An 18,617-nucleotide genomic window follows, 5' to 3' on the forward strand; every position below is an offset into this window, starting at 1 on the left:
CCTTAATTAATTGTTATTTTCGCGGATCTCTTGCCAAATCTTGCCGCATTTGGCGTCGTAGGCCTGGCCGTTACCGCTGTGGGCTGCCTGAATGCAGCTTTGATAATCCATCACGCGTACCGTTTCCTGCGCGGCAAACTGTTGGTGCTGCTTTTCTTGCCGCAGCACGTTCAGCACCGCCTGGCACGACTGCAGTTTTTCCGGCGAACCTTCCGCGGTATTAATGCAGGCGCTGTACGCCTGTTTCAATTTGGCATCTTCCGGCGGTGCGGGAGGTTGTACGCAGGCATTCAGTGAGACCACGGCGGCCAGCGTCAGCATCATTTTTTTCATCGTTATATTCCCTTTTAAGCATCCCCGGCGTCACCGCCGGGGAAGGCATCAGAAGATGGTGAATGGCGCGATAACCATGAATTTGACGTCTTTCTCATCCTGGAAGATGTTGCCGTAACCGCCGCTCCAGCTTGGGATGTTGGTGTGATTGTCGTACTGGGTGTAATGCAGTTTCAGCAAGGTGCCTTTGGCGCGTCCTTCCTGCACGGTGTACATGGCGTCCAGGCTCCAGGCACTCTCTTTCAGGCGCTGGCCCTGATCGTAGATCGGGTTGGTGCTGGGTTTGGCATCCCAGGCATACACGTAAGAACCACCCACCGCCATGCCCGGAAGATTCCAGTTGCTCAGGTCGTACATCACGCCGGCATAAACGGCTTTCTCGCCGTTGGCGTTGAAGTCGGAGCGGTTATCCCACCACACGTCGAGGCGGCCGTTGGAGGAGGCGTAGGTTGGCGTCATACGCTGCAGGAAGAAGCCCTGATTGCCTTCGGCTTTCACCATGGTGCCTTCCAGCCGCCAGTTGAACTGACCGGTGGTGTAGCCGAAGGTCAACGCCTGCAGCCAAGCCAGCCCATCGTAAATGCTGTTGGCATCGTTTTTGTCGCTGATGCGGTCTTCCGCACCGTAGAACTGGTAGCTGGTGGTTAACGGGTTGCCTAACAGATCGAACTTATAAGATGCCTTGGTAAAGTACTGGTTTACATAGCCCTGGGCCTGGCCGAATGCCGCTTCGAGCACCAGATCATTTTTGAAGTCGTACTTGGCGCCTAATGAGTGCAGGTAGGACACGCCGGTTTTTTTATCGTTTTGGCGGAAGTCGTCCATCTCGGTATGCCAAGGCGCTTTGTATTTATTGCTCCACATGTAGGAGAAGCTCAACGCGCCGGCATCGCCGTAGTCAAATTTGGCGCCGGCTTCGGCCCCCTGATAGGTGCCTGGCATAAAGCTCCAGTGCGGCGCCAGCAGCGTCTGGCCGCTGGGCTGGATGTAGCCGGCACGCGCCCAGAGCGGGCCGTATTTGAACTTACCGGCCGCTTTATACAGGCTGATACCGCCCTTGTCGCCGGTGTAATCTTCATCATAGGTACGGTTTTTCGAGGAGAACGCAATTTCGTTTGGGTGGCCGCTGGCACTGGACTCGGCCAGTTCGATGGCGGTAAACGCGCCCACGTCCAGACCGAACATATCCCAGGCATAGCCCGATGCGAAATCGAGGCTCAGGTTAGCCGTCGAGTGCGACAGGTTGGTGGTGTATTTATTGTAATCGTCACTGGTCGGATTGAGATCTTTACGGTCGCGCTCACGTTGCCAGTAATAAATACCGCCGGTCAGCGTGGAATCATCGACAAACCCTGCGGCTTTCACCTCAGGGGCCATGGCAAACCCTGTTCCCAACAGCGCACCCGCGATAGCGAGCGCCAGCGTTTTACGCTGAGCACCGTGCGTACCCATAATGAAATTCCTCTTTGACTTAACTTTAAAAGTTGCAGCCGCCCGTGTTCACCACTGCCCTGCACGACTGCCAATAAAAAAACCCAATCGGGTAAAAAAATATTGCGGCGGGGTGAAATCCCCACAGCACTTATTGCTACAGACAGACTATTTTTCGCGACGCGAATTATCAAATGAAAAATGAGAGAGATTTGTCAAAGTATGACAAAGAGCACATATCGCTGAGATTGCGTTACGTCGCTGTGCAAAGAGGGATTTGAATAAAAAATTCAATAAAATCAGAATAATTATTGATACCAGGTCAACCAGAGACGATTAATGGTTTCAGCATAACGAAAACCATCAGCCAGAAAAGAAAATCTGAGAGCGCTCTCTAAATGAAATTAATTCGCATCACGAATATATAAGGTAATGTTAACTGAATGAAGCCTTATATCAAGGAATTGATGATGAAAGGTCGTGATGAAAATCTAAAATGAGGTTGATGAAATAAGCTATGGGCAAAGGGGAAAAACGGTGAATGCCATAAAAAAAAGCGCAACCTGAGTTGCGCTTTTATCCGTCAGCGAAATATCACTCTCAGACGTCGATTTTCGCCCAGGTGTCACGCAGGCCAACGGTGCGGTTAAACACCAGATGCTCAGGCGAAGAGTAGCGGCTGTCGGCACAGAAATAGCCTTCACGTTCGAACTGATAGGCTTTTTCCGGCTGTGCGGCAGCCAGGCTTGGCTCCACGAAGCCATGCTTGATAACCAGCGACTCCGGGTTAATGGTCGCGAGGAAATCCTCTGCCGCCGCCGGGTTCGGCACGTTGAACAGGCGATCGTACAGGCGGATTTCCGCCGGCAGCGCATGCGCAGCGGAAACCCAGTGGATCACGCCCTTCACCTTGCGGCCATCGGCAGGATCCTTGCTCAGCGTATCTGCATCGTAGCTGCAGAAAATGGTGGTGATCTCACCCTCGGCGTCCTTCTCGACGCGTTCAGCCTTGATCACATACGCATTGCGCAGACGCACTTCCTTGCCCAGCACCAGACGCTTATATTGCTTGTTGGCTTCTTCGCGGAAGTCGGCACGATCGATATAAATCTCACGGCTGAACGGCACTTCGCGGCTGCCCATTTCCGGCTTGTTCGGGTGGTTGGGCATGGTGACCATTTCCACACCTTCCGCCCGGTTCTCGATGATCACTTTCACCGGATCCAGCACGGCCATCGCACGCGGCGCATTCTCGTTCAGATCTTCACGAATGCAAGCCTCCAGCGCCACCATTTCGACGTTGTTATCCTGCTTGGTCACGCCGATGCGCTGGCAAAACTCACGAATCGAAGCCGCGGTATAACCACGGCGACGCAGACCTGACACGGTCGGCATACGCGGATCATCCCAGCCTTCAACGATATTCTCGGTCACCAACTGGTTCAGCTTGCGCTTCGACATGATGGCGTACTCAAGATTGAGACGCGAGAACTCGTACTGACGCGGATGGCAAGGGATGGTGATGTTATCCAGCACCCAGTCATACAGACGGCGGTTGTCCTGGAACTCCAGCGTACACAGCGAGTGGGTGATCCCTTCCAGCGCATCGGAAATGCAGTGGGTGAAATCGTACATCGGGTAGATGCACCACTTGTTGCCGGTCTGATGGTGTTCTGCGAATTTAATGCGGTACAGCACAGGATCGCGCATCACGATGAACGGCGAAGCCATGTCAATTTTGGCTCGCAGGCAGGCGGTGCCTTCGGCAAACTCGCCATTGCGCATTTTCTCAAACAGCGCCAGGTTCTCTTCCACGCTGCGGCCGCGATACGGGCTGTCTTTGCCGGGTGCAGTCAGGCTGCCGCGATATTCGCGGATCTGCTCAGGCGACAGTTCGTCGACGTAGGCCAGACCTTTGTTGATCAACTCAACCGCATAGTGGTGCAACTGATCGAAGTAATCCGAGGAGTAACGAACATTGCCGCTCCACTCAAAGCCCAGCCACTCCACGTCGTGCTTGATTGACTCGACGAATTCGATGTCTTCTTTTACCGGGTTGGTATCATCGAAACGCAGGTTGCACTGGCCCTGGTAATCCTGGGCGATGCCGAAGTTCAGGCAGATGGATTTGGCATGGCCGATATGCAGATAGCCATTTGGCTCAGGCGGGAAACGGGTATGTACCGACGCGTGTTTCCCTGATGCCAGATCTTCATCAACGATCTGACGGATAAAATTGGTTGGGCGGGCTTCAGCCTCACTCATTTGACTATTCCTCAATGCAAAGCGCTACACATAACCGCCTATGATCCAACAAGCCACGCCCGGAAACAACCGTTTGTTTCACGAAAAATGCAGGGCTCTGCACCGCAATAGACCACAGCACCACAACGGAGCAAATTGCGCCTATAAAAAAGCGGGAAGAGATCGCTCTCTTCCCGCCAAAGGTAGGGTGTGTTCCGTCATGACTCGTTAAACACCCTGGGTACTACTCAGGTAAAACACTTTACTTCTGGATGTCGAACAGCTTGGTCTGGCCTGCGACTACGGAACCGGTCGCCAGTGCAGCCAGGCCGGCGTAATCGTCAGAGTTGCTCACCACCACCGGGCTTATCATCGAGCGGGCATTGGCGTTCAGGAAGTCCAGATCCAACTCGAGAATCGGCTGACCGGCTTTCACCTCAGCCCCCTCTTCTACCAGACGTTTGAACCCCTGACCGTTCAGCGCCACGGTGTCGATACCCATGTGCACCACAATCTCCGCGCCCTTGTCGGTTTCCAGACAGAAAGCGTGGTTGGTGTTGAAGATTTTCACGATGGTGCCGTCCGCCGGCGCCACCACGGTTTTGTCGGTCGGGCGGATAGCCAGGCCATCACCCACCGCTTTGCTGGCAAAGGCTTCATCAGGAACCTGATCCAACAACACCACTTCGCCGGTGACCGGAGCCACTAGCGTCTCAAAAGCCACCTTCGGCGTATTAGGCACTGCCTGCGGCTTGGCTTCGGCTACAGGGGCTGCAGCAGGCGCGACGGTAGCGGCAACCGGACCTGCGGCGACCACGTTGCGCATGGCGCTGGCAATCAGCTCCGCACGGGTGCCGACAATCACCTGCACGCTTTGTTTGTTCAGGCGGATTACGCCGGAAGCACCTAGACGTTTCGCCACCGCGTCGTTCACCAGTGCAGAATCTTTCACGTTCAGACGCAGACGGGTGATACAGGCGTCGATGCCGGTCAGGTTGTCAGAACCGCCGATGGCGCCCACGTAACGGCGTGCCAGGGTGGTGGTTTCGTTTTCGTCTTTACCCGCGTCGGTGCCGACGTTAACGTCATAACCGTCGGTTTCGTCACCGGCAACCGCCAGTTCGCGCCCTGGGGTCATCAGGTTGAACTTGTTGATGGTAAAGCGGAACACCACATAGTAAATGGCGAAGAACACCAGACCCTGCGGGATCAGCATGTACCAGTGGGTTGCCAATGGGTTGCGCACCCACAGCATCATATCCACCAGACCGGCGCTGAAACCGAAACCTGAAATCCAATGCATGTGAGCAGCGATAAACACCGAGATGCCGGTCAGTATCGCGTGGATCACATAGAGTACCGGAGCCACGAACATGAAGGAGAATTCCAGCGGTTCGGTGATCCCGGTAAAGAAGGCGGCAAAGGCACCCGCCATCATGATCCCCAGGACCTTGGCTTTGTTTTCCGGACGTGCGCAGTGATAGATAGCCAGCGCCGCACCCGGCAGACCGAACATCATGATTGGGAAGAAGCCCGCCTGATAACGACCGGTGATGCCGACAACCGCTTTACCGGCTTCGATAGACTGCTGGCCACCAAGGAAGTTAGGGATGTCGTTAATGCCCGCCACGTCGAACCAGAACACCGAGTTCAATGCATGGTGCAGACCGACCGGGATCAATAAGCGGTTGAAGAAGGCGTAGATACCTGCGCCGACAGAGCCCAATTTCTGGATATGCTCACCGAAGCTCACCAGACCGCCGAAAACCACCGGCCAGGCATACATCATGATGAAGGCCACCAGGATCATCAGGAAGGAGATCAGGATAGGCACCAGACGGCGGCCGCTGAAGAACGACAGCGCCTTCGGCAGCTCAACGCCGCTGAAGCGGTTGTAGACTTCTGCGGAGATGATACCCACCAGAATACCGACGAACTGGTTCTCAATCTTGCCAAAGGCAGCAGGGACCTGGTCGAGGGGGATCTTCTGAATCATCGACACGGCGGCCGGTGAACAGAGGGTGGTTAATACCAGGAAACCGACAAAACCGGTCAGGGCAGCGGAACCGTCCTTGTCTTTGGACATGCCATAAGCCACACCGACGGAGAACAGTACCGCCATATGATCGATAATGGCAGAGCCGGATTTAATCAATAATGCGGCGAATGCGTTATCGCCGCCCCAACCAACAGGGTCAATCCAGTACCCTACGCCCATCAAGATCGCGGCGGCGGGCAGCGTGGCAACCGGCACCATCAAGGCGCGGCCCACTTTTTGCAAATAACTAAGAATGTTCACCTTTTCCCCCTATGTTGTCCGCGGACGGACCCTATTAGTAGTTTATTTAACTCTCTCACTACCTTTTAGAAATAACGCATGGCACGTATCACTCATGCGGAGTGTAAAAAAATTATTTCGTATCGCAAATTAAAAGCTCCTTTTTTGTGATTTATATCACCAAAAAGTAGTCTTAAGCTGCCACATTGCTAGCCATCACACAAAACTTATTTTATCATTCAAAAAATCATCGGGACTGACGCATCACGTGAGAATCATAAAGTTGGATTACGCTTAGACTCTTATTCAGGCCCGTAACAGTATAGCTTTAGTTTACTTACCCAAAGAGGTGTTAGATGAGACTTATCCCACTGAAAGATACTGCACAAGTCGGCAAATGGGCCGCCCGCCATATCGTCCAGCGCATCAACGCATTCAAGCCTACTGCGGAGCGTCCGTTTGTACTCGGCCTGCCAACCGGCGGGACTCCGCTCGAAGCCTACAAACATCTGATTGCGATGCACAAAGCAGGTGAAGTAAGCTTTAAGCATGTAGTGACTTTCAACATGGATGAATACGTTGGCCTGCCGCAGGAACACCCGGAAAGCTATCATACCTTCATGTACCGTAATTTCTTTGATCACGTTGATATTCCACGCGAAAACATCAACCTGCTGAATGGCAATGCGCCGGACGTGGACGCCGAATGCCGTAAATACGAAGAAAAAATCAAGTCTTACGGTAAAATCCACCTGTTTATGGGCGGCGTTGGCATTGACGGTCATATTGCGTTTAACGAGCCGGCTTCATCACTGGCGTCGCGTACCCGCATCAAAACGCTGACTGAAGATACCCGCATCGCCAACTCTCGCTTCTTCGGCGGCGATGTTAGCCTGGTGCCGAAATACGCGCTGACCGTGGGCGTAGGTACGCTGCTTGACGCAGAAGAAGTGATGATTCTGGTGACTGGCCATGCCAAGGCACAGGCGCTGGAAGCCGCAGTGGAAGGCAATATCAACCATATGTGGACCATCAGTTGCCTGCAGCTGCACGCCAAGGCGGTTGTGGTGTGCGATGAACCTTCCACCATGGAACTGAAAGTCAAAACCGTTAAATACTTCCGCGAGTTAGAAGCGGAAAGCGTTAAGAGTCTTTAATTTTTGCAGGGGGCTACGATGTTCGCTTTAACCCAATGCCGGATTTTCACCGGCCACGACGTGCTTGACGACCATGCGGTAATCATCGCTGATGGACTGATTGAACGAGTCTGTCCGCTGGCTGAACTGCCGGCCGACATTGAAACGCGCGATCTGGGTGGCGCCATCCTGGCCCCCGGTTTGATCGACGTGCAGCTTAACGGCTGTGGCGGCGTACAATTTAACGATTCGCTGGACGCCATTTCGGAAGAGACGCTGGAGATCATGCAGCGCGCCAACGAAAAATCCGGCTGCACCAGCTATCTGCCTACGCTGATCACCAGCAGCGACGAATTTATGAAGCACAGCATCGATGTGATGCGTGCTTATCTGAAAAAACACCCGAATCAGGCGCTTGGCCTGCATCTGGAAGGGCCGTACCTTAGCCCGCTGAAAAAAGGCACCCACAACCCGGCGTTCATCCGCAAACCGACCAGCGAGATGATCGACTATCTGTGCGCCAACGCCGATGTGATCACCAAAGTCACGCTGGCGCCGGAAATGGTAGAGCCGCACTTTATCAAGCAGCTGACCGCAGCGGGCATCGTGGTGTCCGCCGGCCACTCTAACGCCACTTACGATCAGGCCCGCACCGGCTTTGCCGCCGGCATCACCTTTGCGACCCATCTGTATAACGCCATGCCGTATATCACCGGGCGCGAACCTGGCCTGATGGGAGCGATTTTCGATACGCCTGAAGTGTATACCGGCATCATTGCCGACGGCCATCACGTGGCCTGGGCGAGTATCCGTAACGCCAAACGCATGAAAGGTGATAAATTGGTGCTGGTCACCGATGCCACCGCCCCGGCGGGCGCAGAGATTGACCAATTTATTTTTGCCGGTAAAACAATATACTATCGCGACGGGCTGTGCGTGGATGAGAACGGCACCCTGAGCGGTTCGGCGCTGACCATGATCGACGCGGTGAAAAACAGCGTAGAGCACGTCGGTATTGCGCTGGACGAAGCGCTGCGCATGGCAACGTTGTATCCGGCGCGCGCCATCGGCGTAGACCACCTGTTAGGCACAATCGAAGCCGGCAAAGTGGCGAACCTGACTGCATTTACCCGTGATTTTAATATCACCAAAACGCTCGTTAACGGTAACGAGGTTTAACTAACATATGTACCCAAAATAATTCGAGTGGCAGGTAGGCGGCAACTGCACGAACCTCAATGAGCATACGCAGGTATGTGATTTGAGTGAGTAAAGGCGGCCAACACCCCTGCGACTTGAAGTATGAAGGGTAGACAGCGAGTAAAATTATTGATGAGTACTGGCGGACAGGCACAAATAGGGAACGTTGACTTAGTCAAACAACTCAACGGCGCAGCAGTGTATCGCCTGATCGACCAGCAAGGTCCGATCTCGCGCATTCAGATAGCCGAACTCAGCCAGCTAGCGCCCGCCAGCGTCACCAAAATTACTCGCCAGCTGTTGGAGCGCGGGCTGATCAAGGAAGTCGATCAGCAAGCCTCCACCGGCGGCCGTCGCGCCATTTCCATTGTCTCCGAAACCCGGCACTTCCACACAGTGGCAGTGCGTCTTGGGCGTCACGACGCCACCATCACCCTGTACGACATGAGCGGAAAATCGCTCGGTGAAGAACACTACCCGCTGCCGGAACGCACTCAAGAGACGCTGGAAAATGCGCTGTTCAACGCCATTGCGCAGTTTATCGAAAGCTACCAACGCAAACTGCGCGAGCTGATCGCCATCTCGGTGATCCTGCCGGGTCTGGTTGATCCGGCGCTGGGCGTGGTGCGCTATATGCCGCACATCAGCGTCAACCACTGGCCGTTGGTAGATAACCTGCAGCAACGTTTCAACGTCACCAGCTTTGTCGGGCACGACATCCGCAGCCTGGCGCTGGCGGAGCATTACTTTGGCGCCACCCGTGACTGCGAAGACTCTATTCTGGTGCGTCTGCATCGGGGTACCGGTGCCGGCATTATCGTCAATGGCCAGATTTTCCTCGGCAATAACGGCAACGTCGGCGAAATCGGCCACATTCAGATCGATCCCCTGGGTGAGCGCTGCCACTGCGGCAACTTCGGTTGTCTGGAAACCGTGGCCGCCAATGCCGCGATTGAACACCGCGTGCGCCATTTGCTGACCCAGGGTTACCCAAGCAAGCTGACGCTCGACGATTGCAGCATCGCCGCCATCTGCAAAGCGGCCAACCGCGGCGATCTGCTGGCCAGCGAGGTGATAGAGCACGTCGGCCGCTACCTCGGCAAAGCGGTGGCTATCGCCATTAACCTGTTTAACCCGCAAAAAGTGGTGATCGCCGGGGAAATTACCGAGGCCGAAAAAGTGCTGCTGCCGGCGATCCAAAGCTGCATCAACACTCAGGTGCTGAAGGACTTCCGCAAAAATCTGCCGGTGGTCACTTCCGAACTCAATCATCGCTCGGCGATCGGCGCTTTCGCCCTGGCCAAACGGGCGATGCTCAACGGCGTGCTATTGCAGCGATTGCTGGAAAGTTGAGCCGCCGCTTCAGGCAGGTGTGCATCTTCGCGTTTTTGCCTGCCGTAATCATGAGAAACAGCAACGATGACAATCAAGAACGTTATATGTGATATCGACGGCGTGCTGCTGCATGACAACACACCGGTCCCCGGCGCCGATCTTTTCCTGGCGCGCATTCAGGAACAGGGTATGCCGCTGGTGGTGCTGACCAACTACCCGTCACAAACCGCGCAGGATCTGGCGAACCGCTTCGCCGCCGCCGGGTTGGACGTGCCGGAGAGCGCGTTTTATACCTCCGCGATGGCCACCGCCGATTTTCTGCGCCGCCAGGAGGGCAAAAAAGCCTATGTGGTCGGTGAAGGTGCGTTGATTCACGAACTCTATAAGGCCGGTTTCACCATTACCGACATCAACCCGGACTTCGTGATTGTCGGCGAAACCCGCTCCTACAACTGGGATATGATGCATAAGGCCGCCTACTTCGTGAACAACGGTGCGCGCTTTATCGCCACCAACCCGGATAGCCATGGTCACGGCTTTACGCCTGCCTGCGGTGCGCTGTGCGCACCTATCGAAAAGATCACCGGCCGCAAGCCGTTTTACGTCGGTAAGCCAAGTCCGTGGATCATTCGCGCCGCGCTGAACAAGATGCAGGCACACTCGGAAGAAACGGTGATCGTCGGCGACAACCTGCGCACCGACATTCTGGCGGGCTTCCAGGCCGGTCTGGAAACCGTGCTGGTGCTGTCCGGCGTCTCGACGCTTAACGATGTCGAAACCATGCCGTTCCGCCCGAGCTATATTTTCCCTTCCGTGGCCGACATCACCATTTTTTAAGCCCTGCGGCGGCCTCAATGGTCGCCTCTGCTCCTCCTCTCAATAATAAAACCTTCGCCAACGTGAATTTAATTTATTCATGGGCGCAAAAGGTTTCAGCCTGCCCTCGTTAAAAATCCGCACTATGTATTTACACCCCGCCAATCACTGAATTGCCGGCGAGTGAAAATACCCTTACTTAAAAAATAACGAGGCCACCATGAGCACGAATAACATTATCAATGTACAAACCGCAGATGCTGCTGCCGCGATGCCGGATCTGACCGGCAAAAAAATCCTGATGGGCTTTTGGCATAATTGGCTGGCCGGCGCCAGCGATGGTTACAAGCAAGGTAAATTCACCAATATGGATCTGACCGATATCCCGCCTGAATATAATGTGGTGGCGGTCGCCTTCATGAAGGGTGAAGGTATCCCTACCTTCAAGCCTTATAATCTCTCCGACGCCGAGTTCCGCCGCCAGGTTGGCGTGCTTAACAGCCAGGGCCGGGCGGTACTGATTTCACTCGGCGGCGCAGACGCGCACATCGAATTGAAAACCGGCGATGAAGACAAGCTGAAAGATGAAATTATTCGTCTGGTAGAAACCTATGGCTTTGATGGCTTGGATATTGACCTGGAACAAGCGGCGATTGGCGCAGCCAATAATAAAACCGTATTGCCCGCCGCGCTGAAAAAAGTTAAGGATTATTATGCCGCACAAGGCAAAAAATTCATTATCAGCATGGCGCCTGAATTCCCTTATTTACGCACCAACGGCAGTTATCTGGATTATATTACCGCACTCGAAGGCTATTATGACTTTATCGCGCCGCAGTTCTATAATCAGGGCGGCGATGGCATTTGGGTTGACGAACTCAATGCCTGGATCACTCAGGTTGACGATGCCAAAAAAGAAGAGTTTCTTTATTACCTGACCGAAAGCCTGGTTACCGGCACCCGCGGTTACACCAAGATCCCGGCGGCCAAGTTTGTGATCGGCCTGCCAAGCAACGTGGACGCAGCAGGAAGCGGCTATGTGATCAACCCGCAGGCGGTATTCAACGCTTTCAAACGTCTGGACGCCAAAGGGCTGTCGATCAAAGGGCTGATGACCTGGTCGGTCAACTGGGACAATGGCAAAAGCAGCGCCGGCGTTGCCTATAACTGGGAATTCAAAACGCGCTATGCGCCGTTGATCCAGGGTGGAGTCACCCCACCGCAGCCGGGAAAGCCTGATGCGCCTACGGCGCTGAACGCCAGCGCAGTGACCTCGACGTCGCTGACGTTAAACTGGACCGCAGCAAGCAGCACTTATCCGATCAGCCACTATGCGGTTTACCGCAACGGCAGCGCCATCGGCCAGACCGGCGGCCTTTCGCTGCAGGACAGCGGCTTGCTCCCATCGACTCAGTACAGCTATTTTGTTACCGCGACCGACAACCAGGGCAATACTTCGCTGCCTGGCAGTGCGCTGGCGGTGAAAACTGCTGACAGCGGCACGCCGCCCGATCCGGGCACGGCCGAGTGGCAAAACAATCACAGCTACAAGGCGGGCGATGTGGTGACCTATAAAGGCAAAAAATATACCTGCCTCCAGGCACACACCTCGAATCCCGGTTGGACGCCGGATGCCGCCTTCACCTTATGGCAGCTGACCGCCTGATAGTCAGCAATGAGTCGCCGGTAAAATTGTCCGGCGACTCATTCATTCACCAAAAAATTAGACATTCCTTAATTAAAAACGACAAAAAATGAATATCCGCTAAAAATAGACACCCCCCAAACAACTATTTTTCTGCGTAACGCTAAAACGCTTGCATCCCCTGCCGGTTTTGACGCATTTTCATAAACACAACGCAGCAAAACCGCGTCATCACTGATGAACCGGCCGCGCCGCCCATAACAGCAAAACAACATCACAGTCTAAAAAAGTCGTTAGGAGAGTCGTTATATGTGTTCTATTTTCGGTGTGCTCGATCTGAAGTCCGATCCCGTTGAACTGCGTAAGAAAGCGCTGGAGCTGTCTCGTCTGATGCGCCATCGCGGCCCGGACTGGTCCGGCGTTTACGCCAGCGATAAAGCCATTCTGGTGCATGAGCGCCTGTCGATTGTCGACGTCAACAATGGCGCTCAACCGCTGTACAACGCTGCGCACACCCACGTTCTGGCCGTAAACGGTGAGATCTATAACCACCAGGCACTGCGCCAACAGCTGAGCGATCGTTACGAGTTCCAGACCGCATCCGACTGTGAAGTGATCCTGGCGCTGTATCAGGAGAAAGGCATCGACTTCCTCGACGACTTGCAGGGGATGTTCGCCTTCGCCCTTTATGATTCAGAGAAAGACGCTTACCTGATTGGCCGCGATCATTTGGGTATTATCCCTCTGTACATGGGCCATGACGAATTCGGCAACCTGTATGTCGCCTCCGAAATGAAAGCGCTGGTACCGGTCTGCCGCACCATCAAAGAATTCCCGGCGGGCAGCTATCTGTGGAGCCAGGACGGCCAGATCCGTGAATATTACCAGCGCGACTGGTTCGATTACGACAATGTCAAAGATAACGTGACCGATGCCAACGCCCTGCGCAACGCGCTGGAAGATTCGGTGAAAAGCCACCTGATGTCCGACGTGCCGTACGGCGTACTGCTGTCCGGCGGCCTGGATTCTTCCGTAATTTCCGCCATTACCAAAAAATACGCCGCACGCCGTGTGGAAGATCAAGAGCGCAGCGAAGCCTGGTGGCCACAGCTGCACTCCTTTGCCGTCGGCCTGGAAGGTTCACCGGATCTGCGCGCCGCGCAGGAAGTGGCCAACCATTTGGGCACCGTGCACCATGAAATTCATTTCACCGTGCAGGAAGGCCTGGACGCCATCCGCGACGTGATTTATCACATCGAAACCTACGACGTCACCACCATTCGCGCCTCCACGCCAATGTACCTGATGTCGCGTAAAATCAAGGCGATGGGTATCAAGATGGTCCTGTCCGGCGAGGGTGCGGACGAAGTGTTCGGCGGCTATCTGTATTTCCATAAGGCGCCGGATGCGCGTGAGTTTCACGACGAGACCGTACGTAAGCTGCTGGCGCTGCATATGTTTGACTGCGCGCGCGCCAACAAGGCGATGTCCGCCTGGGGCGTGGAAGCTCGCGTCCCCTTCCTGGACAAGAAGTTCCTCGACGTGGCGATGCGCATCAACCCGAAAGATAAAATGTGCGGCAACGGCAAAATGGAAAAACACATCCTGCGCGAGTGTTTTGAATCCTATCTGCCGGCCAGCGTGGCCTGGCGCCAGAAAGAGCAATTCTCCGACGGCGTAGGCTATAGCTGGATCGACACGCTGAAAGAAGTCGCTGCGAAGCAAATCAGCGATCAACAGCTCGAAACCGCACGTTTCCGTTTCCCGTACAACACGCCGAGCTCCAAAGAAGGCTACCTGTATCGCGAAATCTTCGAAGAGCTGTTCCCACTGCCAAGCGCGGCCGAATGCGTACCTGGCGGCCCTTCAGTGGCTTGCTCTTCAGCGAAAGCCATCGAATGGGATGAATCCTTCAAAAAGATGGATGACCCTTCTGGCCGTGCCGTCGGCGTCCACCAATCCGCCTACAAGTAATCACGCGGGTTTTATCTCCAGGGCGGGCCTCATGGCCCGCTTTTTTGTTGATGTTTTCAACCATTAATCACCTGAATTGATGATTTTATCACCATACTGTTCACAACCCAGACAAACAACACATCCAGCCGCTTTTTCGGGAAAAAACTTGTTGACGCAAAACGGCCATATACGCATAATGCGCCCCGCAACGCCGATGAAGGTTGCGCGAAAAAAGATGGCTACGTAGCTCAGCTGGTTAGAGCACATCACTCATAATGATGGGGTCACAGGTTCAAATCCCGTCGTAGCCACCATCTTTTTGCGGGAGTGGCGAAATTGGTAGACGCACTAGATTTAGGTTCTAGCGCCGCAAGGTGTGCGAGTTCAAGTCTCGCCTCCCGCACCATTTCTTTTCATCGTCGAGCAGGCAGCAGGTGGGGTATCGCCAAGCGGTAAGGCACCGGTTTTTGATACCGGCATTCCCTGGTTCGAATCCAGGTACCCCAGCCATCTTTTTTAGGATGGGGATGCTGCAAAAAAGGTTTACGTGTTGATGGGGTATCGCCAAGCGGTAAGGCACTGGTTTTTGATACCAGCATTCCCTGGTTCGAATCCAGGTACCCCAGCCATACCGACACTGTTGACTTTTAAGGTAAAATATCGAAAAATGGCTACGTAGCTCAGCTGGTTAGAGCACATCACTCATAATGATGGGGTCACAGGTTCAAATCCCGTCGTAGCCACCATATTTTACTGTTATACCATTGGGGTGTCGCCAAGCGGTAAGGCTCTGGTTTCTGATACCAGCATACCCAGGTTCGAATCCTGGCACCCCAGCCACATTTAGAAAAGCCCGCTTCGGCGGGCTTTTTGCTATTCTGCGTTCCTGCGTTCGTTCAAGTCTCGTTAGAGCGGGATAGCGGGCGCCGCCTGTTGCGCCCGTACCAATAAAACCCCGCCTTAACTACAACCCTAATGCGTATTTCAGCGCATGTTCCTTCAGCTTGCCTGCCCGCTGGGCCGCCATCAGCGCAATATTGCGCGCTACGTTCAGCGGCGCCAAGTTATTGCTGAAAGCGGTATAAAACAGATCCATGCCACTTTGCATCAGCAGGTTATCGGTGCGACGACGGCGCTGATAGCGCATCAGCACCGCTTCACTGCTCCAGTCCTCGCCCTGTTCCCGCGCGTCACTCAATACCGCCAGCAACGCTTCCACATCGCGATAACCCAGGTTCACCCCCTGCCCCGCCAATGGGTTGATGGTGTGCGCTGCATCACCGAGCAACGCCAGCCCAGGCAGTACATAGCGCTGTGCATGACGGCGCGCCAGCGGAAAGGCCCCGGCGGCATGCACTTTTACCGCTCCCAGGCGAGCCGGAAACGCTTCGGCGATTTCCCGCTCAAGCTGCGCCGGCGGCATCGCTTGCAACTGACGGATACGCTGCGGGCTGTCGTACCACACCAGCGAAGCCCATCGATCGTACAGCGGCAGGAAAGCGCGCGGCCCGGAAGGGAAAAATTGCTGCCAGGTCACATCCTGCTGCGGCGCACCGGTATCGACGGTGATCAACATGCAGGACTGGCGATACTGCCAACCGCTGGTGCCGATGGCCGCCAGATTGCGCACCTGCGAATTAGCGCCGTCGGCGCCTACCACCAGCCGCGCCTGCAGACTCTCAGAAGAGTCCAGCTCCAGTTGCCAATATTCATCTGCCCGTTGCAGCGAACGCAGCCTGGCGGGGCAACAGAGCGTCAAATTGTCGCACTGCTCCATTTGCTGCCACAGCGCCAATTGTAAAATCCGATTTTCCACCATAAAGCCCAGCTCAGGCAGCCCCAGCGACGCCGCGTCAAACGCCACGCGTGAAGATGCCCACTCCCAGGTTTCCAACCGGCGATACGGCGCCACGCGCATAGCCGCCACCGCTGGCCAGACGCCAAGCTGCTTGAGCAACCCCACCGAGGTGCAACCAATCGCGGAAATACGCAGATCCGGCGGGCTTTGCACATCGAACGCCTGCGGCGCCTGATGTTCCAACAGCGCCACCGACCAACCGGCCTGCGCCAATCCCAGCGCCGCCGCCGCGCCGACCATCCCGCCGCCTACCACTACGGCGTCATACCTTTTTTGAGATGTGTTCATTTTGGCCATGTTTTCTTAGTGAATTATCGCCATCCCAGCGGGCACGGCATTTGGCATCAGTGTACCGGATTTTTAATTGCGCATCAGGTCGCATACCCTTTTCCCCGCGCTGGTCACAACGGCGCCAAATGATTACAATACGCCTTCTGCATGTCGCCTAACGCAACTTTCGCTCCGCACTGAGTAATGGCAAGTCAATGACGAAAAAACTACATATCAAAACCTGGGGCTGCCAGATGAATGAATACGATTCATCGAAAATGGCCGACCTGTTGAACAGCACGCACGGCTTCGAGTGGACCGAAAACGCCGAAGAAGCGGACGTGCTGCTGCTGAACACCTGCTCAATTCGTGAAAAGGCGCAGGAAAAAGTTTTCGCCATGCTCGGGCGCTGGAGATTGCTGAAAGAGAAAAACCCGGCGCTGATCATCGGCGTGGGCGGCTGCGTCGCCTCCCAGGAAGGCGAATTGATCCGCACCCGCGCGCCCTGCGTTGACGTAGTGTTCGGCCCGCAGACCCTGCACCGCCTGCCGGAAATGATCAACCACGTGCGCGGCACCCGCAGCCCAATCGTCGACATCAGCTTCCCAGAGATCGAGAAGTTCGATCGCCTGCCGGAACCGCGCGCCGAAGGCCCAACCGCCTTTGTTTCCATCATGGAAGGCTGCAACAAATACTGTACCTTCTGCGTGGTGCCTTACACCCGCGGCGAGGAAGTGAGCCGCCCAAGCGATGACGTGCTGTTCGAAATCGCCCAACTGGCGGCACAGGGCGTACGAGAAGTGAACCTGCTCGGCCAGAACGTCAACGCCTACCGCGGTGCCACCTACGATGGCGGTATCTGCTCGTTTGCCGAGCTGCTGCGCCTGGTGGCGGCAATTGACGGCATCGACCGCATCCGTTTCACCACCAGCCATCCGATTGAGTTCACCGACGACATCGTCGCGGTGTATCAAGACACGCCAGAGCTGGTCAGCTTCCTGCATCTGCCGGTACAAAGCGGCTCAGACCGCATACTGACCATGATGAAACGCGCGCACACCGCATTGGAATACAAAGCGATCATTCGCAAACTGCGCAAGGCGCGGCCGAACATACAGCTCAGCTCTGACTTTATCATCGGCTTCCCGGGAGAAACCCAGGCCGACTTCGAACAAACCATGAACCTGGTCGCCGAGATTAACTTCGACGCCAGCTTCAGTTTTATCTATTCGTCACGCCCCGGCACCCCGGCGGCCGATATGGTGGACGACGTCAGCGAAGACGAAAAGAAACAGCGCCTGTATATCCTGCAGGATCGCATCAACCAGCAGGTGCTGCAGTTCAGTCGCCGCATGCTCGGCACCGTACAGCGTATTCTGGTTGAGGGCACCTCGCGCAAAAGCCTGATGGAGCTGGCCGGTCGCACCGAATGCAACCGTATGGTGAACTTTGAAGGCACGCCGGATATGATCGGCCAGTTCGTTGATGTGGAAATCACCGAGGTAATGACCAACACACTGCGTGGCGCAGTGGTGCGTACCGAACAGCAGATGGATCTGCGCGTACATGAATCCCCGCAGTCGGTGATCGCCCGTACCCGCAAAGAAAATGCGCTGGGTGTCGGCACTTACCAGCCCTGACGCCGTTTCCGCATTGCCGTAAACCGTGGCGCCCGTCGCCACGTTAACGTTTATCCTTATTATTTATCAGCCGGGCGCTAGCGTCCGGTGATGTTCTTTTTTCTATTTTAAGAGGCGACATAGCATGCAACTCCCACACTGCCCGAAGTGCAATTCCGAATACACCTATCAGGACAATGCGATGTTTATCTGCCCTGAGTGCGCTCATGAGTGGAGCGACAGCGCGCCGGCAGAGGACAGCGATGCGCTGATCGTCAAAGACGCCAACGGCAACCTGCTGGCCGACGGCGATGCCGTGACCGTGGTGAAAGACTTAAAAGTGAAAGGCAGCTCTTCGATGCTGAAAATTGGCACCAAGGTGAAAAACATTCGCCTGGTGGAGGGCGACCACAACATTGACTGTAAAATCGATGGTTTTGGCCCGATGAAGCTGAAATCCGAGTTCGTGAAAAAGAACTGATCCTCGCGCAATTAC

General features: G+C 55.0%; 13 protein-coding genes and 6 tRNA genes. 14 read left to right on the plus strand and 5 right to left on the minus strand.

Features of this window, described 5'->3' with window-relative positions; translation table 11 throughout:
- Positions 1–6: 6 nt before the first annotated feature.
- The 4 genes from chiQ to nagE all read right to left on the minus strand — a co-directional run bounded on the left by chiQ (position 7) and on the right by nagE (position 6,307).
- Positions 7–333: a ChiQ/YbfN family lipoprotein gene (gene chiQ, locus V2S86_RS13540; protein ID WP_330762832.1), complete on the minus strand. Its 327-nt coding sequence runs from the start codon at positions 331–333 to the stop codon at positions 7–9.
- Positions 334–381: 48 nt separating this feature from the next.
- Positions 382–1,785, minus strand: coding sequence for a chitoporin ChiP (chiP, locus tag V2S86_RS13545; RefSeq protein ID WP_330762833.1), 1,404 nt, complete (start codon positions 1,783–1,785; stop codon positions 382–384).
- Between the two features lie 579 nt (positions 1,786–2,364).
- The gene (gene glnS / locus V2S86_RS13550) at positions 2,365–4,029 is read right to left on the minus strand and encodes a glutamine--tRNA ligase (RefSeq protein ID WP_330762834.1); all 1,665 of its coding nucleotides are present in this window, start codon (positions 4,027–4,029) and stop codon (positions 2,365–2,367) included.
- 241 nt (positions 4,030–4,270) lie between these two features.
- Positions 4,271–6,307 carry an N-acetylglucosamine-specific PTS transporter subunit IIBC gene (gene nagE, locus V2S86_RS13555; protein ID WP_330762835.1) on the minus strand — a complete coding sequence of 679 codons (2,037 nt, stop codon included), beginning with the start codon at positions 6,305–6,307 and terminating at the stop codon, positions 4,271–4,273.
- Positions 6,308–6,642: 335 nt separating this feature from the next.
- On the opposite strand from nagE, the gene nagB reads away from it, so the two are divergent.
- From nagB to V2S86_RS13615, 12 genes are all read left to right on the plus strand, one after another.
- Positions 6,643–7,443, plus strand: a complete 801-nt coding sequence (gene nagB, locus V2S86_RS13560; RefSeq protein WP_330762836.1) for a glucosamine-6-phosphate deaminase — start codon at positions 6,643–6,645, stop codon at positions 7,441–7,443.
- A gap of 18 nt (positions 7,444–7,461) precedes the next feature.
- The gene (nagA, locus tag V2S86_RS13565; RefSeq protein WP_330762837.1) at positions 7,462–8,601 is read left to right on the plus strand and encodes an N-acetylglucosamine-6-phosphate deacetylase; all 1,140 of its coding nucleotides are present in this window, start codon (positions 7,462–7,464) and stop codon (positions 8,599–8,601) included.
- A 153-nt stretch (positions 8,602–8,754) separates the two neighbouring features.
- Positions 8,755–9,975, plus strand: a complete 1,221-nt coding sequence (gene nagC, locus V2S86_RS13570; protein ID WP_330762838.1) for a DNA-binding transcriptional regulator NagC — start codon at positions 8,755–8,757, stop codon at positions 9,973–9,975.
- Positions 9,976–10,041: 66 nt separating this feature from the next.
- Complete coding sequence (locus V2S86_RS13575) at positions 10,042–10,794, plus strand: HAD-IIA family hydrolase (RefSeq protein ID WP_212558838.1); 753 nt, start codon at positions 10,042–10,044, stop codon at positions 10,792–10,794.
- A 199-nt stretch (positions 10,795–10,993) separates the two neighbouring features.
- Positions 10,994–12,439 carry a carbohydrate-binding protein gene (locus V2S86_RS13580; protein ID WP_330762839.1) on the plus strand — a complete coding sequence of 482 codons (1,446 nt, stop codon included), beginning with the start codon at positions 10,994–10,996 and terminating at the stop codon, positions 12,437–12,439.
- Positions 12,440–12,727: 288 nt separating this feature from the next.
- On the plus strand, positions 12,728–14,392 hold the full coding sequence (gene asnB / locus V2S86_RS13585; protein WP_330762840.1) for an asparagine synthase B: 1,665 nt from the start codon (positions 12,728–12,730) through the stop codon (positions 14,390–14,392).
- Between the two features lie 219 nt (positions 14,393–14,611).
- Positions 14,612–14,688 (plus strand) — tRNA-Met (locus tag V2S86_RS13590).
- Between the two features lie 7 nt (positions 14,689–14,695).
- A tRNA-Leu gene (locus tag V2S86_RS13595) sits at positions 14,696–14,780 on the plus strand.
- A 29-nt stretch (positions 14,781–14,809) separates the two neighbouring features.
- Positions 14,810–14,884, plus strand: a tRNA-Gln gene (locus tag V2S86_RS13600).
- Between the two features lie 44 nt (positions 14,885–14,928).
- Positions 14,929–15,003: transfer RNA gene (locus tag V2S86_RS13605), tRNA-Gln, on the plus strand.
- Positions 15,004–15,043: 40 nt separating this feature from the next.
- Positions 15,044–15,120 (plus strand) — tRNA-Met (locus V2S86_RS13610).
- 19 nt (positions 15,121–15,139) lie between these two features.
- Positions 15,140–15,214: transfer RNA gene (locus tag V2S86_RS13615), tRNA-Gln, on the plus strand.
- A gap of 124 nt (positions 15,215–15,338) precedes the next feature.
- Here the strand turns inward: V2S86_RS13615 and ubiF are convergent.
- Positions 15,339–16,520: a 3-demethoxyubiquinol 3-hydroxylase gene (gene ubiF / locus V2S86_RS13620; protein WP_330762841.1), complete on the minus strand. Its 1,182-nt coding sequence runs from the start codon at positions 16,518–16,520 to the stop codon at positions 15,339–15,341.
- A gap of 197 nt (positions 16,521–16,717) precedes the next feature.
- Here ubiF and miaB point away from each other — a divergent pair, with 197 nt between their 5' ends.
- Both miaB and V2S86_RS13630 read left to right on the plus strand, forming a co-directional pair.
- Positions 16,718–18,142 carry a tRNA (N6-isopentenyl adenosine(37)-C2)-methylthiotransferase MiaB gene (gene miaB / locus V2S86_RS13625; protein WP_330762842.1) on the plus strand — a complete coding sequence of 475 codons (1,425 nt, stop codon included), beginning with the start codon at positions 16,718–16,720 and terminating at the stop codon, positions 18,140–18,142.
- Between the two features lie 124 nt (positions 18,143–18,266).
- Entirely contained in the window at positions 18,267–18,602 is a 336-nt protein-coding gene (locus V2S86_RS13630) for a zinc ribbon domain-containing protein YjdM (protein WP_004949642.1), read from the plus strand.
- The last annotated feature ends 15 nt before the right edge of the window (positions 18,603–18,617 follow it).

This window comes from Serratia sp. C2(1), from assembly GCF_036352655.1.
GTDB lineage: Bacteria > Pseudomonadota > Gammaproteobacteria > Enterobacterales > Enterobacteriaceae > Serratia > Serratia inhibens.